The sequence below is a fragment of the Aneurinibacillus sp. XH2 genome (genome assembly GCF_001439585.2).
Classification (GTDB): domain Bacteria; phylum Bacillota; class Bacilli; order Aneurinibacillales; family Aneurinibacillaceae; genus Aneurinibacillus; species Aneurinibacillus thermoaerophilus.
In genome coordinates this window covers 1,781,704-1,799,596 of sequence record NZ_CP014140.1, presented here as the reverse complement: position 1 = coordinate 1,799,596, position 17,893 = coordinate 1,781,704, and the positions used below count along the sequence as shown (strand labels likewise).

The 17,893-nt window shown below is 45.4% G+C and carries 17 protein-coding genes; all 17 read right to left on the bottom strand.

The genetic code is table 11. The annotated features are described in order from the left end of the window. Positions 1-40: 40 nt before the first annotated feature. Complete coding sequence (locus ACH33_RS08975) at positions 41-1,240, bottom strand: saccharopine dehydrogenase family protein (protein WP_057898712.1); 1,200 nt, start codon at positions 1,238-1,240, stop codon at positions 41-43. Between the two features lie 35 nt (positions 1,241-1,275). Beyond that, the gene (gene phnW, locus ACH33_RS08970) at positions 1,276-2,373 is read right to left on the bottom strand and encodes a 2-aminoethylphosphonate--pyruvate transaminase (RefSeq protein WP_204244864.1); all 1,098 of its coding nucleotides are present in this window, start codon (positions 2,371-2,373) and stop codon (positions 1,276-1,278) included. Between the two features lie 48 nt (positions 2,374-2,421). Further along, entirely contained in the window at positions 2,422-3,219 is a 798-nt protein-coding gene (gene phnX / locus ACH33_RS08965) for a phosphonoacetaldehyde hydrolase (RefSeq protein WP_082705964.1), read from the bottom strand. Positions 3,220-3,240: 21 nt separating this feature from the next. Continuing rightward, positions 3,241-4,935, bottom strand: a complete 1,695-nt coding sequence (locus tag ACH33_RS08960; protein WP_057900307.1) for a putative 2-aminoethylphosphonate ABC transporter permease subunit — start codon at positions 4,933-4,935, stop codon at positions 3,241-3,243. Between the two features lie 31 nt (positions 4,936-4,966). Then, entirely contained in the window at positions 4,967-6,010 is a 1,044-nt protein-coding gene (locus ACH33_RS08955; protein WP_057898711.1) for a putative 2-aminoethylphosphonate ABC transporter ATP-binding protein, read from the bottom strand. 20 nt (positions 6,011-6,030) lie between these two features. Next, positions 6,031-7,107 (bottom strand): putative 2-aminoethylphosphonate ABC transporter substrate-binding protein, encoded by a 1,077-nt coding sequence (locus ACH33_RS08950; protein WP_057898710.1) that lies wholly within the window; start codon positions 7,105-7,107, stop codon positions 6,031-6,033. 362 nt (positions 7,108-7,469) lie between these two features. After that, positions 7,470-7,694 (bottom strand): hypothetical protein, encoded by a 225-nt coding sequence (locus ACH33_RS08945; RefSeq protein WP_057898709.1) that lies wholly within the window; start codon positions 7,692-7,694, stop codon positions 7,470-7,472. A gap of 161 nt (positions 7,695-7,855) precedes the next feature. Beyond that, positions 7,856-8,461, bottom strand: a complete 606-nt coding sequence (locus ACH33_RS08940) for a nitroreductase family protein (protein ID WP_057898708.1) — start codon at positions 8,459-8,461, stop codon at positions 7,856-7,858. 226 nt (positions 8,462-8,687) lie between these two features. Then, on the bottom strand, positions 8,688-9,551 hold the full coding sequence (locus ACH33_RS08935; protein WP_057898707.1) for an alpha/beta hydrolase: 864 nt from the start codon (positions 9,549-9,551) through the stop codon (positions 8,688-8,690). Between the two features lie 51 nt (positions 9,552-9,602). Continuing rightward, positions 9,603-10,577, bottom strand: coding sequence for a FecCD family ABC transporter permease (locus tag ACH33_RS08930; protein ID WP_057900306.1), 975 nt, complete (start codon positions 10,575-10,577; stop codon positions 9,603-9,605). A gap of 46 nt (positions 10,578-10,623) precedes the next feature. After that, complete coding sequence (locus ACH33_RS08925; RefSeq protein ID WP_057898706.1) at positions 10,624-11,631, bottom strand: FecCD family ABC transporter permease; 1,008 nt, start codon at positions 11,629-11,631, stop codon at positions 10,624-10,626. Between the two features lie 10 nt (positions 11,632-11,641). After that, positions 11,642-12,661, bottom strand: coding sequence for an ABC transporter substrate-binding protein (locus ACH33_RS08920; RefSeq protein WP_057898705.1), 1,020 nt, complete (start codon positions 12,659-12,661; stop codon positions 11,642-11,644). A 352-nt stretch (positions 12,662-13,013) separates the two neighbouring features. Then, positions 13,014-14,630 carry an AraC family transcriptional regulator gene (locus tag ACH33_RS08915; protein ID WP_335338945.1) on the bottom strand — a complete coding sequence of 539 codons (1,617 nt, stop codon included), beginning with the start codon at positions 14,628-14,630 and terminating at the stop codon, positions 13,014-13,016. Positions 14,631-15,164: 534 nt separating this feature from the next. Continuing rightward, a complete protein-coding gene (locus tag ACH33_RS08910) occupies positions 15,165-15,497 on the bottom strand; it encodes an AzlD domain-containing protein (RefSeq protein WP_057898704.1) in 333 nt (110 codons plus the stop codon). Next, the gene (locus tag ACH33_RS08905; RefSeq protein ID WP_057898703.1) at positions 15,488-16,216 is read right to left on the bottom strand and encodes an AzlC family ABC transporter permease; all 729 of its coding nucleotides are present in this window, start codon (positions 16,214-16,216) and stop codon (positions 15,488-15,490) included. The genes ACH33_RS08910 and ACH33_RS08905 overlap by 10 nt, the downstream gene beginning before the upstream one ends. Before the next feature lie 81 nt (positions 16,217-16,297). Further along, positions 16,298-17,107 (bottom strand): TrmB family transcriptional regulator, encoded by an 810-nt coding sequence (locus ACH33_RS08900; RefSeq protein ID WP_057898702.1) that lies wholly within the window; start codon positions 17,105-17,107, stop codon positions 16,298-16,300. Positions 17,108-17,137: 30 nt separating this feature from the next. Continuing rightward, positions 17,138-17,872: an alanyl-tRNA editing protein gene (locus ACH33_RS08895; protein ID WP_057898701.1), complete on the bottom strand. Its 735-nt coding sequence runs from the start codon at positions 17,870-17,872 to the stop codon at positions 17,138-17,140. Between the last annotated feature and the right edge of the window lie 21 nt (positions 17,873-17,893).

Genomic DNA, 17,893 nt, shown 5'->3' with positions numbered 1-17,893 from the left:
GTCACCAAAGCCCCCTGTTTTATTGCTTAATCCTTTTTGATTAGCGTGACATAGACTCTACTATCGCCTGCGTTTCCGCACCAATCTCCGTAATTTCCTCATGAACAAAAATTTGACGCTTCTCCAACTCTTTGAAAATAGCAGCCGGATCAAACGCTTCTTCCGGTGTAATGACACCTGTCGCCTTTACCATCCCTTTTGCCAGCATTTCCGTTGCAATGGCCATCGGGATACCGACGTTACGTGTATACGCACGCAGTTTTTCCCATCCTTCTACCGAGCCATCTGAAGCCGGGTGCGTATGATACAACGTATGGCACATCCGTTTTCCATCCTTCATGCCTACGACTTCCACATGCAGTGAATATCCGTACAGCTCGGTTTCCGTTCCTTCTTTGGAATTGAACAAATATTCGCTAATGCAATCAAGAATGCCAACTTCTACGCCTTTAACATTAATTTTTTCATTGCGCAAAAAGCCCCATTCGTACAGCGCGCGAACTAATTGCATGTTTTTCTTCGGCCATGTGCCGCGCACTTCGATCAATTTTATACCTTTATGCGCCAACGCTTTCGCTAGGGTCTTTGTTTCCGCATGCGGAATGATATACTGCACCGTTGTGCCATATGGCTCCGGCAGGCGAATTTCACGGGGTCTTGCAAACGGCGGAACTTGTACAAATTCGCCATTCTCATATATAACACGGTCTGGCAAATTCGGATCATATTCATAGGTGGTCGTCTCCGCAATCGAACGCGAAAAAGCAATCGGACGAAACGCGCCATGGCTTACACGAATGCTTTCCACTTCATCTAATTGGTTAGCAGCATGCATCGCCATCATTTGCGTTACGCCTGGTGTCATCCCGAAGCCCGGTACGCATGTTTTTCCATTCTTTTTGAACACTTTATCAGACGCACTCTCTTCACCGAATCCGTTCAGGTTAATACCGTGGCACCCCGCTTCCGCAATGCATGCCGTAGACAACCCATTCAGTGTAATGGTCGTACCATCCATTACGACATCGTATCCTTTCATTTGCTGTACCGTCGCCTCGCGGTTCCGCACATCAACTTTTTGGAAATCGACACGTGGGTCGTTCAGCCACTTTACCACTTTGTGACCTTCCTCTTCGTTAAAATCGGCCACTGTAATTTTTTCAAACGAAGAATGCTGCACCAAATCCAGAATCGCTTCCCGACAAATTCGTCCTGCCCCACCTAAGCAAAATACTTTCATGTTCATTCTCCTTTACTATATATCATCTCATCTTTTTACCAAAATATGTTTTTCTCGATAGCCTCTACCAGTCGTTTCATATCATCCGGGTACACTTCTCCAATATTTCCGATGCGGAACGTATCCATCGTCGTAATTTTTCCTGGATAAATCACAAATCCTTCCCTCTTCAACCGGGCATAAAACTCTTTAAACGTAAACAATGAGCTTTCTGGATAATAGAAGGATGTAATGATCGGCGATTGATGCTGCTCATCCAACAACGGCATAAATCCAAGGCGCTTCATCCCTTCTATCAACGTGCGCTGATTCTGCCGGTAGCGCGCTTCCCGTACCGCAATACCGCCTTCTTCCTCCAATTCTTGCAATGCAACGTAAAAAGCATGTACAACATGCGTCGGAGAAGTAAAACGCCATTTTCCATTTTGCTTCTCCATTGTGTTCCACTGGTCATATAAATCAAGCGATAATGAGCGGGCCTGTCCTTTACACCCAGCAAGCACTTCTTTTTTTGCCAGAATAAATCCGAAGCCCGGAACACCTTGAATGCACTTGTTCGCACTGCTGATTAAAAAGTCGATATCCAGTGCCGCTACGTCGAGCGCAATGCCGCCGAAGCTGCTCATCGCATCGACAATAAAGCATTTGCCATACGCTTTAGCTACCTTCCCAACATCCGCGATCGGATTCAGCATCCCAGTGGTCGTCTCCGTATGTACCACTGCAATATGCGTAATATCCGGATCGTGCTTTAGTTCTTCTTCCAGGCGCGCGACATCTACCGGCGCAACTTCTCCTGCATCGAGAACCATCGTTTCAATGCGCAGCATGCGGGCCATCTGTGCAATCCGCTGGCCGTACGCACCGTTGGTCAGCACAAGCAGCTTGCCGTTTTCCGGAATCGCTGTGCCAATAACGGACTCAACGCAAAACGTTCCGCTTCCCTGCATGAGCACAGCCGTATAGTCTTCCATATTCGAACCAGCCAATTGCACCAGCTTCCGGCGAATGGCTTGTACGAGTTCTTTGTAATCGTCATCCCATGTGCACCAATCACGCAACATTGCTGCTTTGACCCGCTTCGTTGTTGAAAGCGGTCCAGGCGTTAATAACAAATAAGAATTGTCTGGCAATTGATGGAGCATCACTTTGGACATTTTCTTCTTCCTTTCTTTCTCTGATTACGGGCGTTCGCCTTGCCGCATGCGCTCATTTATCTCGGCAATCACTTCTTCCAGTTCACCGATCGTTTCAATGACAAAATGGGCCCCGGCGTGGAGGAATCTATCACGGACATCCGTCATTTTTCTGCTGAGTACATCTGTATCACATGCATGTACTTCCTCCTCTGTCATACCAAGCTCGCTGCTTCCTTTAATTACACCTACCGTCCATGCTCCAGCGTTTCTTCCTTCCTGAATGTCGCTCAGCGTATCGCCTACCTTTACAATCCGCCACATTGGATATACACCTAAGCGCATCGCGTTCGTATAGCACATCCAGGGGAATGGACGGCCTGCCGGCACTTCATCCGGTGTCACAAGCGTATCCGGCTCATACCCGTGCTTCTTCGCTTTCGGTACGATAACATGCATCATATCTGTCGTGTATCCTGTCGTAGAGCCGATTTTCATCCCTTGTTCACGCAAACGATTGACCAACTGGACGGCTCCCGGAACCGGTTTCGCATGATTCGCAAGCACGGAAAACAATCTGGCTTCAAAATCGGCATATAACTCATCAATATCTGCATGATCCGGGCGTTTGCCATGCTTTTCCTCCCATGCACCGGCAACACGCTCCATAGCACAAATCGCCGCAATATGCTCACGCTTCAAAAGCCCCATCGGCTCCCGCGCTTCTTCCACGGTAATCTCCACACCTTTGTGTTTGAAAGCTTCCATAAATGCCGCCAGCGGGGCGAAGCATCCGTAATCAATCATTGTTCCTGCCCAGTCGAAAATCACAGCCTGTATCATTGTCTTCTCCTCCTCTATCATTTATCGTTTTTGCCATGCTTGCGTACGCTGACGCAATTTGACCGTCAGCCCTTCATATATGGTTCGCACAATAATATTTGTTAGCACAATCAGGATTGACATCGCTGCTGCCGGGGCAATATCGCCGGCGTCATCCATATTGACAATCGCCACCGATGCCAGTTTGAAATCCGCTGAATAAAGGAAGACTACAGCCGAAATCGTAACCATCGAATTCACAAAATAATAGACAGCTATTTCAAGAATCGCTGGCAATGTCAACGGTACGGTAACCCGGAAAAACGTTTTATAAAACGGCACCCTCATAGACTCAGAAACAAGTTCAAATTCCTTGTCCAGCTTTTTCAACGCACTTGTTGCCGTAATGAATGCCACCGGATAAAAATGCGTAATGTTCGCCAATATGATGATATATATCGTTCCATACATCCAATTCAGCGGATTGCCTGGCTGGTTAAAGAAAAAGATGTAGGCGAGACCAATCACCAACCCTGGAACCGCCATTGGCAAAATCGAGATAAAATAACCAAATTGACGCAGCATCGGCATAAATCTAGTTTTTTCAATCAAGTACGCATTTACAAACGTGATCACGGTTCCGACAACTGCACTTAACGCAGCTACCAGCACGCTATTCCAATAAGAAGTCATTCCATCGCCGCCAGCGACCGTTGTAAAATCAAAGTGTGCCAGCGTAAACGTTACATCATACGGCCATACTTTCACGAACGCCGCCAGCGCTACCGCGCCAAGCAGAACAAGAATGGCGCCTGCTACAAATGAGCAATACACAAAACAAAGACGATCACGCAGCGGCTTTTTGTCCACTCGGTAAGGAATGGACTTAGCCGTAATAAATGAGCCTTGCTTTCGTTCTACCAAGCGATCTACGATAAATGCGAGCACGGCCGGAATCAACAAGAGCATTCCCACAGTGGAACCCATGCCCATATCTTGCTGTCCAATCACATACTTATAAATGTCCGTTGCCAACACGTTATATTGTCCACCAACAATTTTCGGAGCACCGAAATCGGTAAAACACAGTGTAAATGTAACAAATGCGGAGCTAACAAGCCCATATTTAATGCTAGGCAATGTAATGGTGAAAAACTTGCGGATTTTGCCTGCACCTAGCGTATCCGCCGCCTCGTACAACGTATAATCCGCGACCGCCAGCGAAACGCTTACGATCAGAAACGCCTGCGGGAATGTGTACACAATTTCCGCCAGAATGATGCCAACCGGACCGTACAGATCAATATTAATACCCTTAGAGAAGTACCCGAACAGCCCTGTTGTTACCACTCCCTGATTGCCAAACAAATAGGTCAATCCAATGCCATACATCATCGTCGGTGCAAACAGCGGAAGCAAGGCCACATATTTGAAAAATCCTTTCCCCCTCATCGCCGTACGATGGAGCGCATAAGCATACAGGAACGCTAGCATGACGGATACAACTGTCGTAACAGTGGAAACGTATATCGTATTCACAAGAGACTGTGCCAGCGTTGAATTGGAAAAATACGAAATGAAATGGGCAAACCCGACAAACGCTCCTGTTTTATCGAATAATGCCTGGCGAAACAAAACACCAAGGGGTATGACTATACTGACAAAGAGCGAAACAAGCATTACAAGTAACAGCGCTTTTTGAATCCATTCATCTTTTCCGGTTTTCTGGCGAATCATCGGCGAATCCAGCAATCTCGCTTCCCCGCGCTCATTTTGCCACCATGCTTTCTTCAAATGAGATCAGCCTCTCCATTGGTAATTCAAGTGATAACCTTTTATCCTTTTCCAGGCGAATCCGCTCTGATACATGCGCCGATACATCAAGCATCACCATCTGATCCGTTAGTGTATTGCGCTCGTCTATCATTTGCAGCATGACCCGGTAAAACGGGCCACGAAATTCGACATCCCGAATCACAGCCTGCAAGCCAACTTCACTTTCCACTTCCATGATGCGAATATGTTCAGGACGTACGGCCATCAACGCTTCCTTTCCTGATGTAACGTCGCTCAACTGGGAAGCAGATAAGAAATTAATGGCTCCGATAAAGTCAGCCACAAACGGAGAGTTTGGATACTGATATACGTCCTCCGGTGTCCCGACTTGCACAATTTCTGCATGATTCATCACCATAATCCGATCTGCCATTGTTAATGCTTCTTCCTGATCATGTGTAACCATAATCGTTGTAATTCCTAATCTGTCTTGCAAGGCGCAAATTTCTCGCCGCAGTTTCATGCGTACTTTTGCATCGAGTGCCGACAATGGTTCATCCAAGAGTAGAAAATCAGGTGACAAAGCAATGGCACGCGCCAGTGCAATGCGCTGCTGCTGTCCTCCCGAAAGCTGAGACGGATACTTGTCTCGGATATGTTCTAAATCCACCATTGCCAGTGCTTCCCGCACTTTTTCATCAATCTCCCGTTTGGACAGCTTTCTGTTCTTCAAGCCATACGCAATATTTTGATAGGCCGTTAAATTCGGAAACAAAGCGTACGATTGGAATACCATCCCGAAATTACGCTGTGCAGGAGGAAGGGACGTTACTTCCTTCCCCCCGACGAAAATTCGCCCCTGATTCGGCTGTTCCAATCCGGCTAAAATTCGAAGAAGCGTCGTTTTTCCACACCCACTCGGACCAAGCAGGCAAACAAACTCACCCTTACGAATCTCAAAGCTAATATCACGTAACGCGGTAAATGTACCAAATTGCTTGGAAATGTTATGTACAGAAAGGTATGCATCGTTCATAAGCCCATCTCTTCTCCTTTCTACTTTTTCGGTTCGCTTTTTGCGCTATAGCGCTTGTCCCATTCCGCTAAAATCTTATCACGCTCAGTCGCTGCTTTATTAAAATCATAAGGAATGAGTTGCTTTAACGGATCTTGAGTATACCCTTCCGGAATGCCCTGTCCTTCATTTTTCACACTAACAATCGCAAAGTTCTTGTTGTATTCTTTCATCGCTTCACCGCTAATCGCCCAATCAAGAAATAGCTTCGCTTCCGGCTTGATCTCCTTCTTTTTCACCAGCGCATTTGCCTCCAGATCCCATCCAGAGCCCTCTTTCAGGAATACAACTTCCACCGGCGCTCCTTTTTTCTTCTCCGTAATCCCACGATAACCAAAGGAAATCCCGATTGGATATTCCCCTTGCGCCGCCATTTTCGCTGGCTTGGAACCGGAATGCGTATATAGCGCAATATTTTCATGCAGCTTATCCATGTACTCCCATGCCTTTTGCTCCCCAAGCAATTGATGTAAACCTGAAACCGTCAGAAACCCTGTGCCGGAAGAAGACGGGTTCGGCATGACGATTAACCCTTTGTATTCTGGCTTAATTAAATCAGCATACGTTTGCGGAATCGGAAGCTTACGCTTTTCTAACTCTTTTGTATTTACAATTATCGCTGTTTCCCAAGCGTCAATTCCCACCCAATGCGCAGGCTCTGCTTTATCTTTAAACTGTGGAACAATACGTTCAATTCCTTTTGGTGAATAACCTTCCAGCATTTGATTTTGATCTAACACCAGCAGGCTTGTCGCTGCTGTCCCCCACACAACATCCGCTTGCGGATTTTCTTTTTCCGCGAGAAGCTTAGCAGTAATGACACCAGTCGAGTCGCGCACAATATTCAGTTTAATATCAGGATATTTTTTCTTGAATGATTCCAAATACGTTTGAATTTGGTCATCTTCTAGTGCCGTATAGATCGTTAACTCTTTTGCTTTTCCTTCCCCATTTCCCTGCGTTTTTTCTCCCGTCGTTGCCTTTCCACCGCCGCATCCTGTCAAGATAGCTAACAGCAATAGCGTCATCACCAGCAACAGCTTGCTCCATCGCTTCATCTTTTTCTCCCTCGCTTCGTTTTATCAAATTTGTAATTGCTTGACACCTCTCACTATAAAGAAGAAATGTTAATCTAATATTAATTCCACATTAATTTTTGTTTGTTTCGTTGTTTTTACCTGTTTTTAATTTGTTTTTCTCTTTTCCTTTCACCTTGGTGTGTTACCATTCGTGTTAATTAAATGTAAAAAAACTCGCAGACATGCAAAAAAAGTTTTTGGCACGCACTGCGAGTTTTTGTCTGATGTGAAAATATTCATAGAAAAAAGAGTGTCTCTTTGCAGCTTGTAGACCTGTCTGAAAGTTAGACTTTGTCTACAATCAAAGAGTGACTTCTTTAATTGTTTACCTTTATTTCCTGTTATCGTAACCTCAGTTTTGGAACAGGAAGTTGAATGATAAAGCCTTCTGGAGCCATGTTAATAGCGTTTTGAATAGCAGCGGTATCATCTTGTACTCCATCAAAATTCGCCTCATAATCAGAACCATTAATTACGGTTTTAGCTTGGACTTTCTCTTGAAAAAGACATGCATTCAACACAAAAATCATTAGCCCAAGAGTGATAAAAAAGTATTTATTCATCATTGAGCCATCGCAAAAGAAACGGGGCATTGCTTCCAGACTGTACGAAAGTACGCAAACAAAGTGAGAGATGAATTTCGGAAGAATGTTAAAAGCTGTGCTATCGATCAGCTAAAGCCAGTGTGCTTTCAAACGGCATTTTCTGTCATGAAAAAGCGCAGAAATCATGAGCCGGTTTGTACGGGAACGTCCGGATGATCTATAACTGTCAGCAAATTCTCGGCCGCCGTTCTTGGATGTGCAGGCGGAATTTGCTCCGGATAACCGATTTGTAGCAAACCGACGATGCGCTCGTCCCTTCCTACACCCAGCTTTTCTTTCACATCCTCTTCCTGCAAAAATGGATTCGTTCGCCATAAAACGCCAATCCCTATTTCCCATGCCGCTAACTGCAAATTTTGAATCAAAGCACTGGCAGCGGCAAAGTCCTCGTCTCTCTCATGTTCGTTCGGATGAAGAGGCATGACGACAAGCAGAAGCAACGGAATACTTTTAAAATAATCCATTCGCTTATTAACGGTCTCCACATCCATCTTCAAAGGACCATGAATTAAAAACTCGCTGATCGCATTTGTTAATACAGTCTTTCCACTATCCTTAAAAACAATGAAGCGCCACGGTTCCCGTAGTCCATGATTGGGCGCCCATACCGCCACATTAAGCAGCTCATTCAGAATCTCAAGGGACACCGAATCAGATTTGAATTTTTTTATCGTTCTTCGCTCCTGAATGACAGTTGCTACTTTTCCTTTCGCTATTGAATGATTCATACATCCACACCTCTAATCAATAATAATTATCATTATCATATAAAACATTAGTCTCTCAGTCAAGCTTAGAGTGTATAGCACACGTTCTAATATCCGGAGACAGTCGTTTTTGGGCTTCTGACAGAAAACGATCATAACGAGCGAGCCAGTATTTTGCTTCTCCTCAGCTGTCACATGGTCACCGTTAAAGGATTGTTATTCTCGTCAACGGTATACAAATCTTTTATCAAGATATAGATGTCAATGCAAACCGTACACCGCGGCTGATCAAGACCGGCAGCACCGATATATGGCCCTCCTCCTCGAACTCTTTGAACTCTACGTGCACTCCACAGTCTGCGAAGGCAGATAGACGTTCTGAAAGCTCCTTCGCGTTTTCGTTCATGCGACTCTTATGTGATTTTTCTAGCTCTCCCGCCGCGATCATGAGGCTAACATTTATACTTTCCTGCTCCAGAAAGGAAACGAATTGCCGCTCCGCTTCAAAAATGAACGACTTGTTCCAATGAATGGAGGGGCTGCCCGCGACATACGTTTGAAAAGCATGCGGATGAGTAAAAAGCACTTGCAACACAAAGAGACCACCAAGTGAATGGCCAAAGATAGTTTGTCTACTTTTATCAATTTTGAACGTGCGCTCGATCTCGGGTTTCAGATCCTCTTCGATGAATCGCAAAAATAATTCTGCTCCTCCGAGCTCCGGCCATGCTCTTCCGTCAGGGCTTTTGGGCAGATCTTCAGCTGGAGTCGGCAGAGTAAAATCGTAATAACGTGCGGAATCAAACGGGGCTTCGGTCTGATAGCCAATCCCAACGATAACTGCCGGAACAACTCCGGTCTTCTCGTGCGCACGCGCCTGTACGCGCACAGTCTCTACCATCGTTCCAAATACAGAGTTGGCATCCAGCAAATAGATCACCGGATATCCCGAGGGTGGCGGAGCCTCATTGGGCTTAGCGACAAAGATTCGATATTTACGGTTGTGGACGCTAGAATGCAGCTCCCACTGTTCTGTATGCGGTATTGTAACCTCACTGCCTGCAGTATGTTTGACCGGCGTTTCAATCTGCTTGATTATCTTGCGAGCCATTGTTAGCATTTCCTCCCCTAATCCTAATAGAATCCTTTAAACTTTTCTCAATTAGCTCCGCCCCTTTTTCCTGTAAAGCAAAAAAATAAAATACGGAACGCCAATGATTGCAGTGACGATACCTACGGGCAATTCTGCCGGGGCAAAGACCGTCTTGCTGATATAATCAGAGATCATCACTAACAGTGCCCCGACAACTCCGCATACTGGAATGATTCGTCTATGTGCATTGCCGACAAGATACTTCGCGATGTGAGGGGCCATCAGACCAATAAATCCGATCCCCCCCGATACGGATACACATGCGCTCACAATGCCGATACTGCTTAATAAGAGCACCGCTTTTTCTTTTTGCGAGGCTACACCCACGCTTATGACGCTGTCTTCATCCAATTGAAATAAATCCAGAATATATGACTTGCTCACAATGACAGGAACAAGAAGTACAAACCATGGAAGAATAGAAATGATATATTTCCAATTGGCATTGTAAATGCTGCCCGAATTCCATACCACTGCCATCTCAAAGTCGTTAGGATTCATTTTCAATGTCAGATAAAGCGAAACAGCCCCTAAGCCTGATGCTATTGCAATACCGGTCAGCAAGAGACGTTGCGATTCCAGCTTTCCATTCTTCCAAGAAAACAGGTAGATAAGGAACGCTGCGAGAAGCCCGCCTATCAAGCCAAATAGCGGCATCGCCAGAATAGACGTCCATTCGTCTCCTTTACTTTGTCCTTGATAAAAAAACAAAAAAATGACCATAGCTGCACCTGCGCCCGAGTTAATTCCCAGAATCCCCGGATCAGCCAATCCGTTTCTCGTAATGCTCTGAATGACAGCCCCTGCGATGGCCAACCCCATTCCAACCAGCATGGCGATGATGATTCTTGGCAGACGAAATTCAAAAATGACCAAGTCCTGATCAGGCTGCGAATCCATTCGCAATAATGTCCGAATAATATCCATGACCTTAATATCAAAAGCGCCGCTCGTCAAACTCATATACATAGTAACTAACATCATGGCAATACCGATAACTAACGCGATGACATAGCGACTTCTAGAAACATTATTCACGCGTCCCGCCTCCCCTCGTTCTGATTAAATAAAGAAAAAAAGGAACGCCAAGGAGAGACGTGACCACACCAATCGGCATCTCGAACGGATAATTAAGGAATCGGCTGAGCACATCACACAGTGCAAGAAAGAGTCCTCCAAGCACCCCGGAGCATGGAATTATCCATTTATAATCGGCACCTGTCAAAAAACGGGCGATATGAGGTACGATAAGCCCTACAAATCCAATCTTCCCTACAAGCGCCACCGAGATGCCCGTCAAAATGACAACGCTGAATGTAGCAGCAAACTTGATCAGCGTCGTTTTTTGCCCCAAGCTAACGGCAATCTCTTCACCAAGAGATAGAACAGAAATGGATTTGGAAAGCTGGATTGCCATCACAATGCCGACCACGGCAAAAGGGATCGCGAGCTTAATCAGTTCTGGATCCATCTGGTGCAGCCGCGCATTGTACCAAAAGCTGATGTTTTGCGAGACTTGGAAATAGGTCGATAACGCTGCGGAAATGCTGCTTAGAAACGTACCGATGATCGTACCTAAAATCGCCATCCGAACCGGCGAGAGCCCTCCGGGAAGCAGAATTGCCATCCCGAACACGAGGACGATGCTAAGCGCCGATCCCATAAAAGAGTACAGAATCATTTCTATAGACGAAGAATTCGGCATAAAGATCATACAGATCGTAATCGCAAAAACCGAGCCGTCAGAAACCCCCATAATAGAGGGAGATGCAAGATAATTTCTTGTCATACCCTGCATAAGCGCTCCTGAAATGGCCAGAAAAGCTCCAATTAACAGAGCCCCGACCACCCTTGGGAATCTGGAATGCATAATAATCTGGTGATTCACATTTCCTGGATCAAAAGAGAACAACGCATCACGAATCGTGCTTATCTCTATGTTCTTGGCTCCATATAGAATCGACAAAAGAATCGTAAGTACAATGAGAAATGGTGAACTCCATAGGATCAGGGCAGATGGAGAAATCCTTGATCGCATAGCGCTCTACTCACTTTGTTTGAACTAATTTGCTGCTTTTAATGGCTTCCAAGAAGGCAATTTTACTGTAAACCGTACCGCCCTGAAGAGTCGGATCGACCAAATTGACAAACACGTTGTCATTTTTTACTGCATTGATGCTTTTCCAAATCGGATTTTTTTGCAAATCTTCAAGCACCTTAGGTGTGTCTTTATTCTCAGCTTCCGAGAATTGAACAAAAAGGTAATCCGGGTTCATCTCAGACAGCTTTTCAAGAGAAATCACTTGTTGAGCCTTCGCTTGCTTCACTTCTTTCGGAACCATAGCCCCCAGATCGGAATATACTGATGGATTAAAGAACACATTTTCAGGATAGATCATGATGCTGCCTGCCCGCACCCTCATAACCAGAACGTTCTTGTCTTTAAAAACAACTCCGATCTTTTCTTTAAGCCCATGAACCTCCTCATTGTACTTTTGCAATGCCTGTCTGGCTTGCTCCTGCTTCCCTGTAAGCTCAGCCAACAAGTTTAGGTTAGATTCCCAATTAGTGGAAATGTGTGAGACGGGGATCGTTGTGGCTATCTTGTTCAGTTTTTCCACTGTTTCGGCAGGAAACTTAGTGCTGGCCAGAATAACATCCGGCTTAAGCTTCAGGATGGTTTCCATATTGGGCTGAGTCTTCTCCCCGACCCCTTCCGCACCTTCGATAATCTTGGCAAACAGTGGCGCGAACCTGCCGCCGGTTGTCATAGCTCCCACAGGTTTAACGTCAAGTACCAGCGCATCTTCCATTGATTCCACCGACCCGGTAATGACAATTTTTTCTGCTTTCACTGGAACGCTGTACTCTTTGCCTAAGTAATGAATGGTTCTCATTTCGTTTGTAGCGTTCACCGTATTCTTGGAAGAATTGTTTTCAGACATGCCTTTGCTTTGCGAACTCGTCGTTGCAGCGGTTGCTGGCTTGGCCTCCTCTTTCGCTCCGCAAGCTGCCACCCCAAACATCATCATACCTGCCAAACCTAATGCCCATACTTTCTTATTCATTCTACTGCTCCCTCTCTACTGTCATATCATTAGAAGCATCCCTGTAGGAGCTTCCGTAAATTATGTGTTAAAACCTTGTCATTTGCATGCTGCACTGTACTCTCCGTAATGAAGACATTCCACCTCCAGACGGACAATCCTGAAAGCCTATGTACTCTTTCTTAATAAGCAAACAGGTGTTATGACATTCCTCCTAAATAATGAACTCCGACTCTTTTTTAAGAATCATTATCATTTCAATGATAATGATTCTCATTAAAATTATAAACTACGACTTTCACAATCGAACATGGACAATATCCAGAATTAATTTGGACAATCTCCATAAAACGCGGCATCAGAAAAGGGCTCTCTAAACGGCCTGAAATAGTTGCTTCAACAGGTCATCCACTATTCGTTCACAGGCATACGCAGAATATTCCCGCCATGGATCGGAGGAAATTAAATATACATGGTTCCTGCGGACGGCTTTCAAGTCTTGCCACAGCCGGGAAGTTTGCAGCAATTGCCATTGGTTCAATGATTGCGGTTCCTGGCATATATTCAGTAGAATCCGATCAGCATCCATTTCCGCTAATTGCTCCAAGGTGACAGCTTGTTTGTATTCAGCATCATTGAATCGAGGCACCATATTCAGCTGTAAATCATCGTATAACACATCTTTCATCCCGCGGGCGGGGCAAAGATAATAACTTTTCTTATGAATACTCATAATGAGCATGGTGTCGTTTCCTAATTCCCGATTCAGTCGTTCTCTGGCAGACTTCACCTTATGCTCATAGTTATCCAGCCAGTAATCTGCTTCTCGCGCAGCTCCAAGGAATTGCGCCGTCAGCTGAAATTGCTCCCGCCAATTCTTTTCTTTCCAGGGAATGTAAAATACTGGTGCAATTTTTTCCAGCTGTTTCTTCTCATTGGGATGCAGATTGTCCTTGTCGCATATCACAACATCCGGTTGAGCAACGTTCAGCGCCTCAATATTGGATTCCCAGTCTTGATTGAACCGGTATGCGCTGAGATGCAGCGGAATATCTGTCCGATACATTTTGTGGTAGTAAGCCGTCCATTTCGGGTGAAGCGGAGCGGCATAGGGAATGATGTTGAGCGCAAGCATTTGGCCGAGAATCGCAGACGTATAAGCTACGATTTTGCGACGACGATTCTTCATATAGACTGTAGGAGATACCCCTACCTCTTTTTTAAATTTGCGGCTAAAATAAAATTCATCATTATAGCCCACTTGATGAGCGATATCGCGCAGCCGGGCATCCGATTGTATCATCATCTTCTTGGCATTGTTGAGCCTCACTTCCGTTATATAATCGATCGCGCTTTTACCGTACGTTTTTTTAAATAAGTCGACGTAATATTTAGGGCTAATATCCGCCATGCGAGCCAAGAACTCAATCGTCAGGCTTTCGTTGTAATGGCTGTCGATATAGGCCTTGGTGCGATCCAGCGCTGTTCGCTGGTCTGACTCAGGAAAAAGCCGAATATTTTTCAGCAGCCAATACAGCAATTCCTGAAATGCGGACTGCCCACGAAACCGTTCCAATGAGTGTTCACTGCGGCAACTCCTGTACATCAACTCGCATAACATAACCATCTGGGTATCTTGATAAATCGGAAGCTCTCTTTGCAGTGGGAACGCTTCTCTCGAATCCGAATCCCAAGATACATCAAATCTGATGACATATAGCTCCCCCCTCTCCCCTTCCTCTGTAGATATTCCAATGGTTTGTCCGGGTAAAGCGAAATGAACGGCATCCTGTCTCAATCGGTAATCCGTATAATCGATCGTCAAACGTCCCTCGCCGTTCTTTACTATAATCAAGACATGCGACTCAATGAGCTGTTGCTCTATCTGTCCGACACGCACTAATTCGATGCTTCGCAATTTACACCAAAGATCGTCCAAAAAAATAGACGTATGTTCTTTATCAATACGTGGATTTAGCAATATGGACACCTCTATCCAATACGAAAATGATAATCATTATCATATTGATAAATTAACATAGAGTACGAACAACGATCAAACAGATTCAAGATACAAAAATAGATCTGTCTCTCTGCGAGACCGATCTATTATGCTCAGTGGCTTAATCTGTGTCCTTTTCTCCTATCTTGGCCTCCCCTGCAACAGCAGATTATTGGCTTGCATCGCGAGGTGGAGGCTTCTCCAACGAGAGTCATTTTACCAAGCTATCAAGCTTGTTCTATGCTCTATATCGGAAGCATGTTAAAATTCTTCTCGCCATAGTTTTCGAGGTATGATGTGGAGAAGGTAACTCATTTGTGACTGAGTAGCCCTCTCCAAAAAAGAAACCTTGAAAGGCATAAAGCCTATCAAGGCTGAAAATAGTAATCATCTAATCAACTAATATAGATATGAATGTCGAAATTAATACGTTCATTAATAGGATGACCCACAATCGGAAACAAATCCGACAATGCGGCGCGGTAGAAAGCTAATGATTGCCGTCCCTTTGAAATAAAATCGTTACAAGGTAAATGATAATATGTAACGAAGCAACGCCATTACCACGATCCCTGTCATGACCGTGGCAAGCAAACTTCGAGTAAAATAAGCGACAGCAAACGCTGGCAGGGCGGCAATGAGCCCAGTGGGCGACGGCGAGAAAGATCCGTTCGAAATAAGCAGCTCTTGGGCCAGCAAGGCGGACATAACGGCAATCGGAATATGATTAAGCCAGCGAAGCACCCAATCCGGCAAACGAATCCGGCTCAGCACAACGAGCGGTAAAACCCTTGGTATGAAAGTAACAAGTGAGGCTCCCAGAAGCATCCATAGAAAACTCCATCTCACTTCCATTTCTCGATCCACACCCCTATATTTGCAGCGATAATGATAGCGATCAATACTCCAGCGTTTTCGGATACGAAAACAGTTCCAGCGATCGCTATAACGACTGCACTGATCGCAACGACCAGATCAACGCCAAACTTTGAACGTTCTATCAATTGTAGCATGAATAAGCCGACAAACATGGCAGGTAAAGCGAAATCCAGACCGAACTTCTCCGGCGAAGTGAGCCATTGGCCAAAAATCCCTCCAGCCATATTGGCTAGCAACCAGTTGAGATAACCGGTAAAATTTAAACCGAACATCCATCGGTCACTTCCCCTTGCCTTTCCAGACAGCCGAGTAGCGGCAACGCCAAACGTTTCGTCCGTTAATTGAGATCCGATCAAGACGTTTTTCCATACAGGCAGATGACGATAATAAGGGGCGATCGCCGCACTCATTAGAAGATGGCGCAAATTGACAAAAAACACGGTGAAAATAATAGCTGTAGCCGGGTTACCTGCTGCCATCATCCCGGCAGCGATGAACTGAGCCGAACCAGCATACAACAGTAAAGACATTAGAGCAATTTCAGCCAAGGACATACCGGCCGTTTTCTCCACCACGCCAGCAGCAAATCCGATGCTCAAATAACCTAATACCGTGGGCAAGCAATCCTTCACACCTTGAATAAAACTTTCGTCGTTACTTGTCGGGTAATCCAAGTAAACTTCTTTCTCGCTCATGATTCCTCCATTGAGAACTTTTCTATATAAGAAGTTATTGTTATAAACACTAACATGCATGTGTTAAAAAACGGTTCTCTGCTAGTCGAACCGTTTTCCCCTCACGACATAAACCAAATCGGGGTTATTTCGCCAAAGTGCATCCAACCTTTCTGAACCAAACTCAGCGGTAATTTCTTCGATCATAATGTCGTGTCGAATATATTCTGTCGCAACTAATACGAGCACCGGATCGTGTGTCTTAACTGCCCAAGAGGTGGATTCATCCGAAAAATTGGCGATTAACACTTCTTGGCCGTCTCGGGCTACAATCGTCAAATGGCCGTTCGTCCGCTCTTTTACGACTTCAGGCGTCATGTAATCATGGTGAAAGGTTGCCCCGATTTTTATGTCCGGCGCCCCGAAAAGAACGGAGAAGACATGAACCCCTTCCCGAAGATGTCGTTCTACCGCCTCTTGAATCATCGGAACTTGCGGTTCCCAGACGGAAAGCCATAACTCCTTTTCGGCCCTGCCGATCATCTCTGTCATTTCATTCAAGACCAGTTCGTCGCTGCGAATATGCCATATCACGTCCATTTCCCGTTCCTGCTGCAGCATGGTCAGTTTTTTCTCTAAATAGGAAAATGAGCGATCGAATTGTTTCCTCAACCGGTCGATTAACTTATCAGCGGGTACCGGGGAGTATTTTACCGGTTCGGAAGGGACAAGATGGACAGCGCCTTTGTCCATCAGTTTCCCCAACACCTCGTAAATCATTGATCGAGGCACGCCTGAACGCTTGCTGATTTCATATCCTGTTACCGGATGAACCTTGAGCAGACTAACGTAAGCTTTGCACTCATACAGCGAAAAACCAAACTTTTGCAGTTCCTTAAAGATTTCCTCCATATATCACACACCCAATCATTACGTTCGTGTTCATGACCGTACCTCCTGTGGAGCATGAATAATTCTCACTTCCAGGCGCTTGTTGTTTTTTCCTTTGCTTTTTACATTGGTAATCTCCATTTGACCAATTTCTCTGGTACGTTTCACATGCGTACCTCCGCATGCTTGTTCATCGACAGAATCAATAGAGACAAGACGGACATGGGTAACAGAGGGCGGAAGCAGGCTGACCATCGTCTTGATCATGCCGGGAATATTTTCTGCTTCCTCCCTGCTTACCGTGCGGTACGAAATCGGATAATCCGAATCAATTATGCGATTTGTTTCTTCCATGACGTCGTTAAGCTGCTCCGGTGTCAAATCGTGAAGCTGGTTAAAATCAATGCGGGCTCGGTCAGGATAAATTTGATTACCGGTACACAACGCGCCGTACTTTTTGTAAACGACCGCGCTGAGTACGTGCAAAAGTGTGTGGTGCCGCATCAGTCCGTAGCGGCGCTCCCAGTCAACTCGAGCAAAGACAGGGCCCTTTTCCAATTTCTCCGCATTTCTCACATAGTGAACAATTCGCCCCCCTTCCCGTTTCACCCGGTAGACCTCAAACATCTGCTCGCCTTGTACGAGCATGCCAGTGTCATGCTCCTGCCCTCCCCCTGTAGGATAAAAAACGGTTTGATCCAAAATTACCTTGTCCTCCGCGATTTCTAAAACGGAGGCTTCACATTCCCTTCGATAGCTGTCGGTCAAAAATAATTCCTTCGTCAAGGGTCATCTCCCTTTCTCTTT

Bases quoted from the DNA above. Each gene is read 5' to 3' on its own strand.
- ACH33_RS08975 (WP_057898712.1), bottom strand. From the start codon at position 1,240: ATGAAAGTATTTTGCTTAGGTGGGGCAGGACGAATTTGTCGGGAAGCG.
- phnX (WP_082705964.1), bottom strand. From the start codon at position 3,219: ATGATACAGGCTGTGATTTTCGACTGGGCAGGAACAATGATTGATTAC.
- ACH33_RS08960 (WP_057900307.1), bottom strand. From the start codon at position 4,935: ATGATTCGCCAGAAAACCGGAAAAGATGAATGGATTCAAAAAGCGCTG.
- ACH33_RS08955 (WP_057898711.1), bottom strand. From the start codon at position 6,010: ATGAACGATGCATACCTTTCTGTACATAACATTTCCAAGCAATTTGGT.
- ACH33_RS08950 (WP_057898710.1), bottom strand. From the start codon at position 7,107: ATGAAGCGATGGAGCAAGCTGTTGCTGGTGATGACGCTATTGCTGTTA.
- ACH33_RS08945 (WP_057898709.1), bottom strand. From the start codon at position 7,694: ATGATGAATAAATACTTTTTTATCACTCTTGGGCTAATGATTTTTGTG.
- ACH33_RS08940 (WP_057898708.1), bottom strand. From the start codon at position 8,461: ATGAATCATTCAATAGCGAAAGGAAAAGTAGCAACTGTCATTCAGGAG.
- ACH33_RS08935 (WP_057898707.1), bottom strand. From the start codon at position 9,551: ATGGCTCGCAAGATAATCAAGCAGATTGAAACGCCGGTCAAACATACT.
- ACH33_RS08930 (WP_057900306.1), bottom strand. From the start codon at position 10,577: ATGATGTTAGTTACTATGTATATGAGTTTGACGAGCGGCGCTTTTGAT.
- ACH33_RS08925 (WP_057898706.1), bottom strand. From the start codon at position 11,631: ATGCGATCAAGGATTTCTCCATCTGCCCTGATCCTATGGAGTTCACCA.
- ACH33_RS08920 (WP_057898705.1), bottom strand. From the start codon at position 12,661: ATGAATAAGAAAGTATGGGCATTAGGTTTGGCAGGTATGATGATGTTT.
- ACH33_RS08910 (WP_057898704.1), bottom strand. From the start codon at position 15,497: ATGGAAGTGAGATGGAGTTTTCTATGGATGCTTCTGGGAGCCTCACTT.
- ACH33_RS08905 (WP_057898703.1), bottom strand. From the start codon at position 16,216: ATGAGCGAGAAAGAAGTTTACTTGGATTACCCGACAAGTAACGACGAA.
- ACH33_RS08900 (WP_057898702.1), bottom strand. From the start codon at position 17,107: ATGGAGGAAATCTTTAAGGAACTGCAAAAGTTTGGTTTTTCGCTGTAT.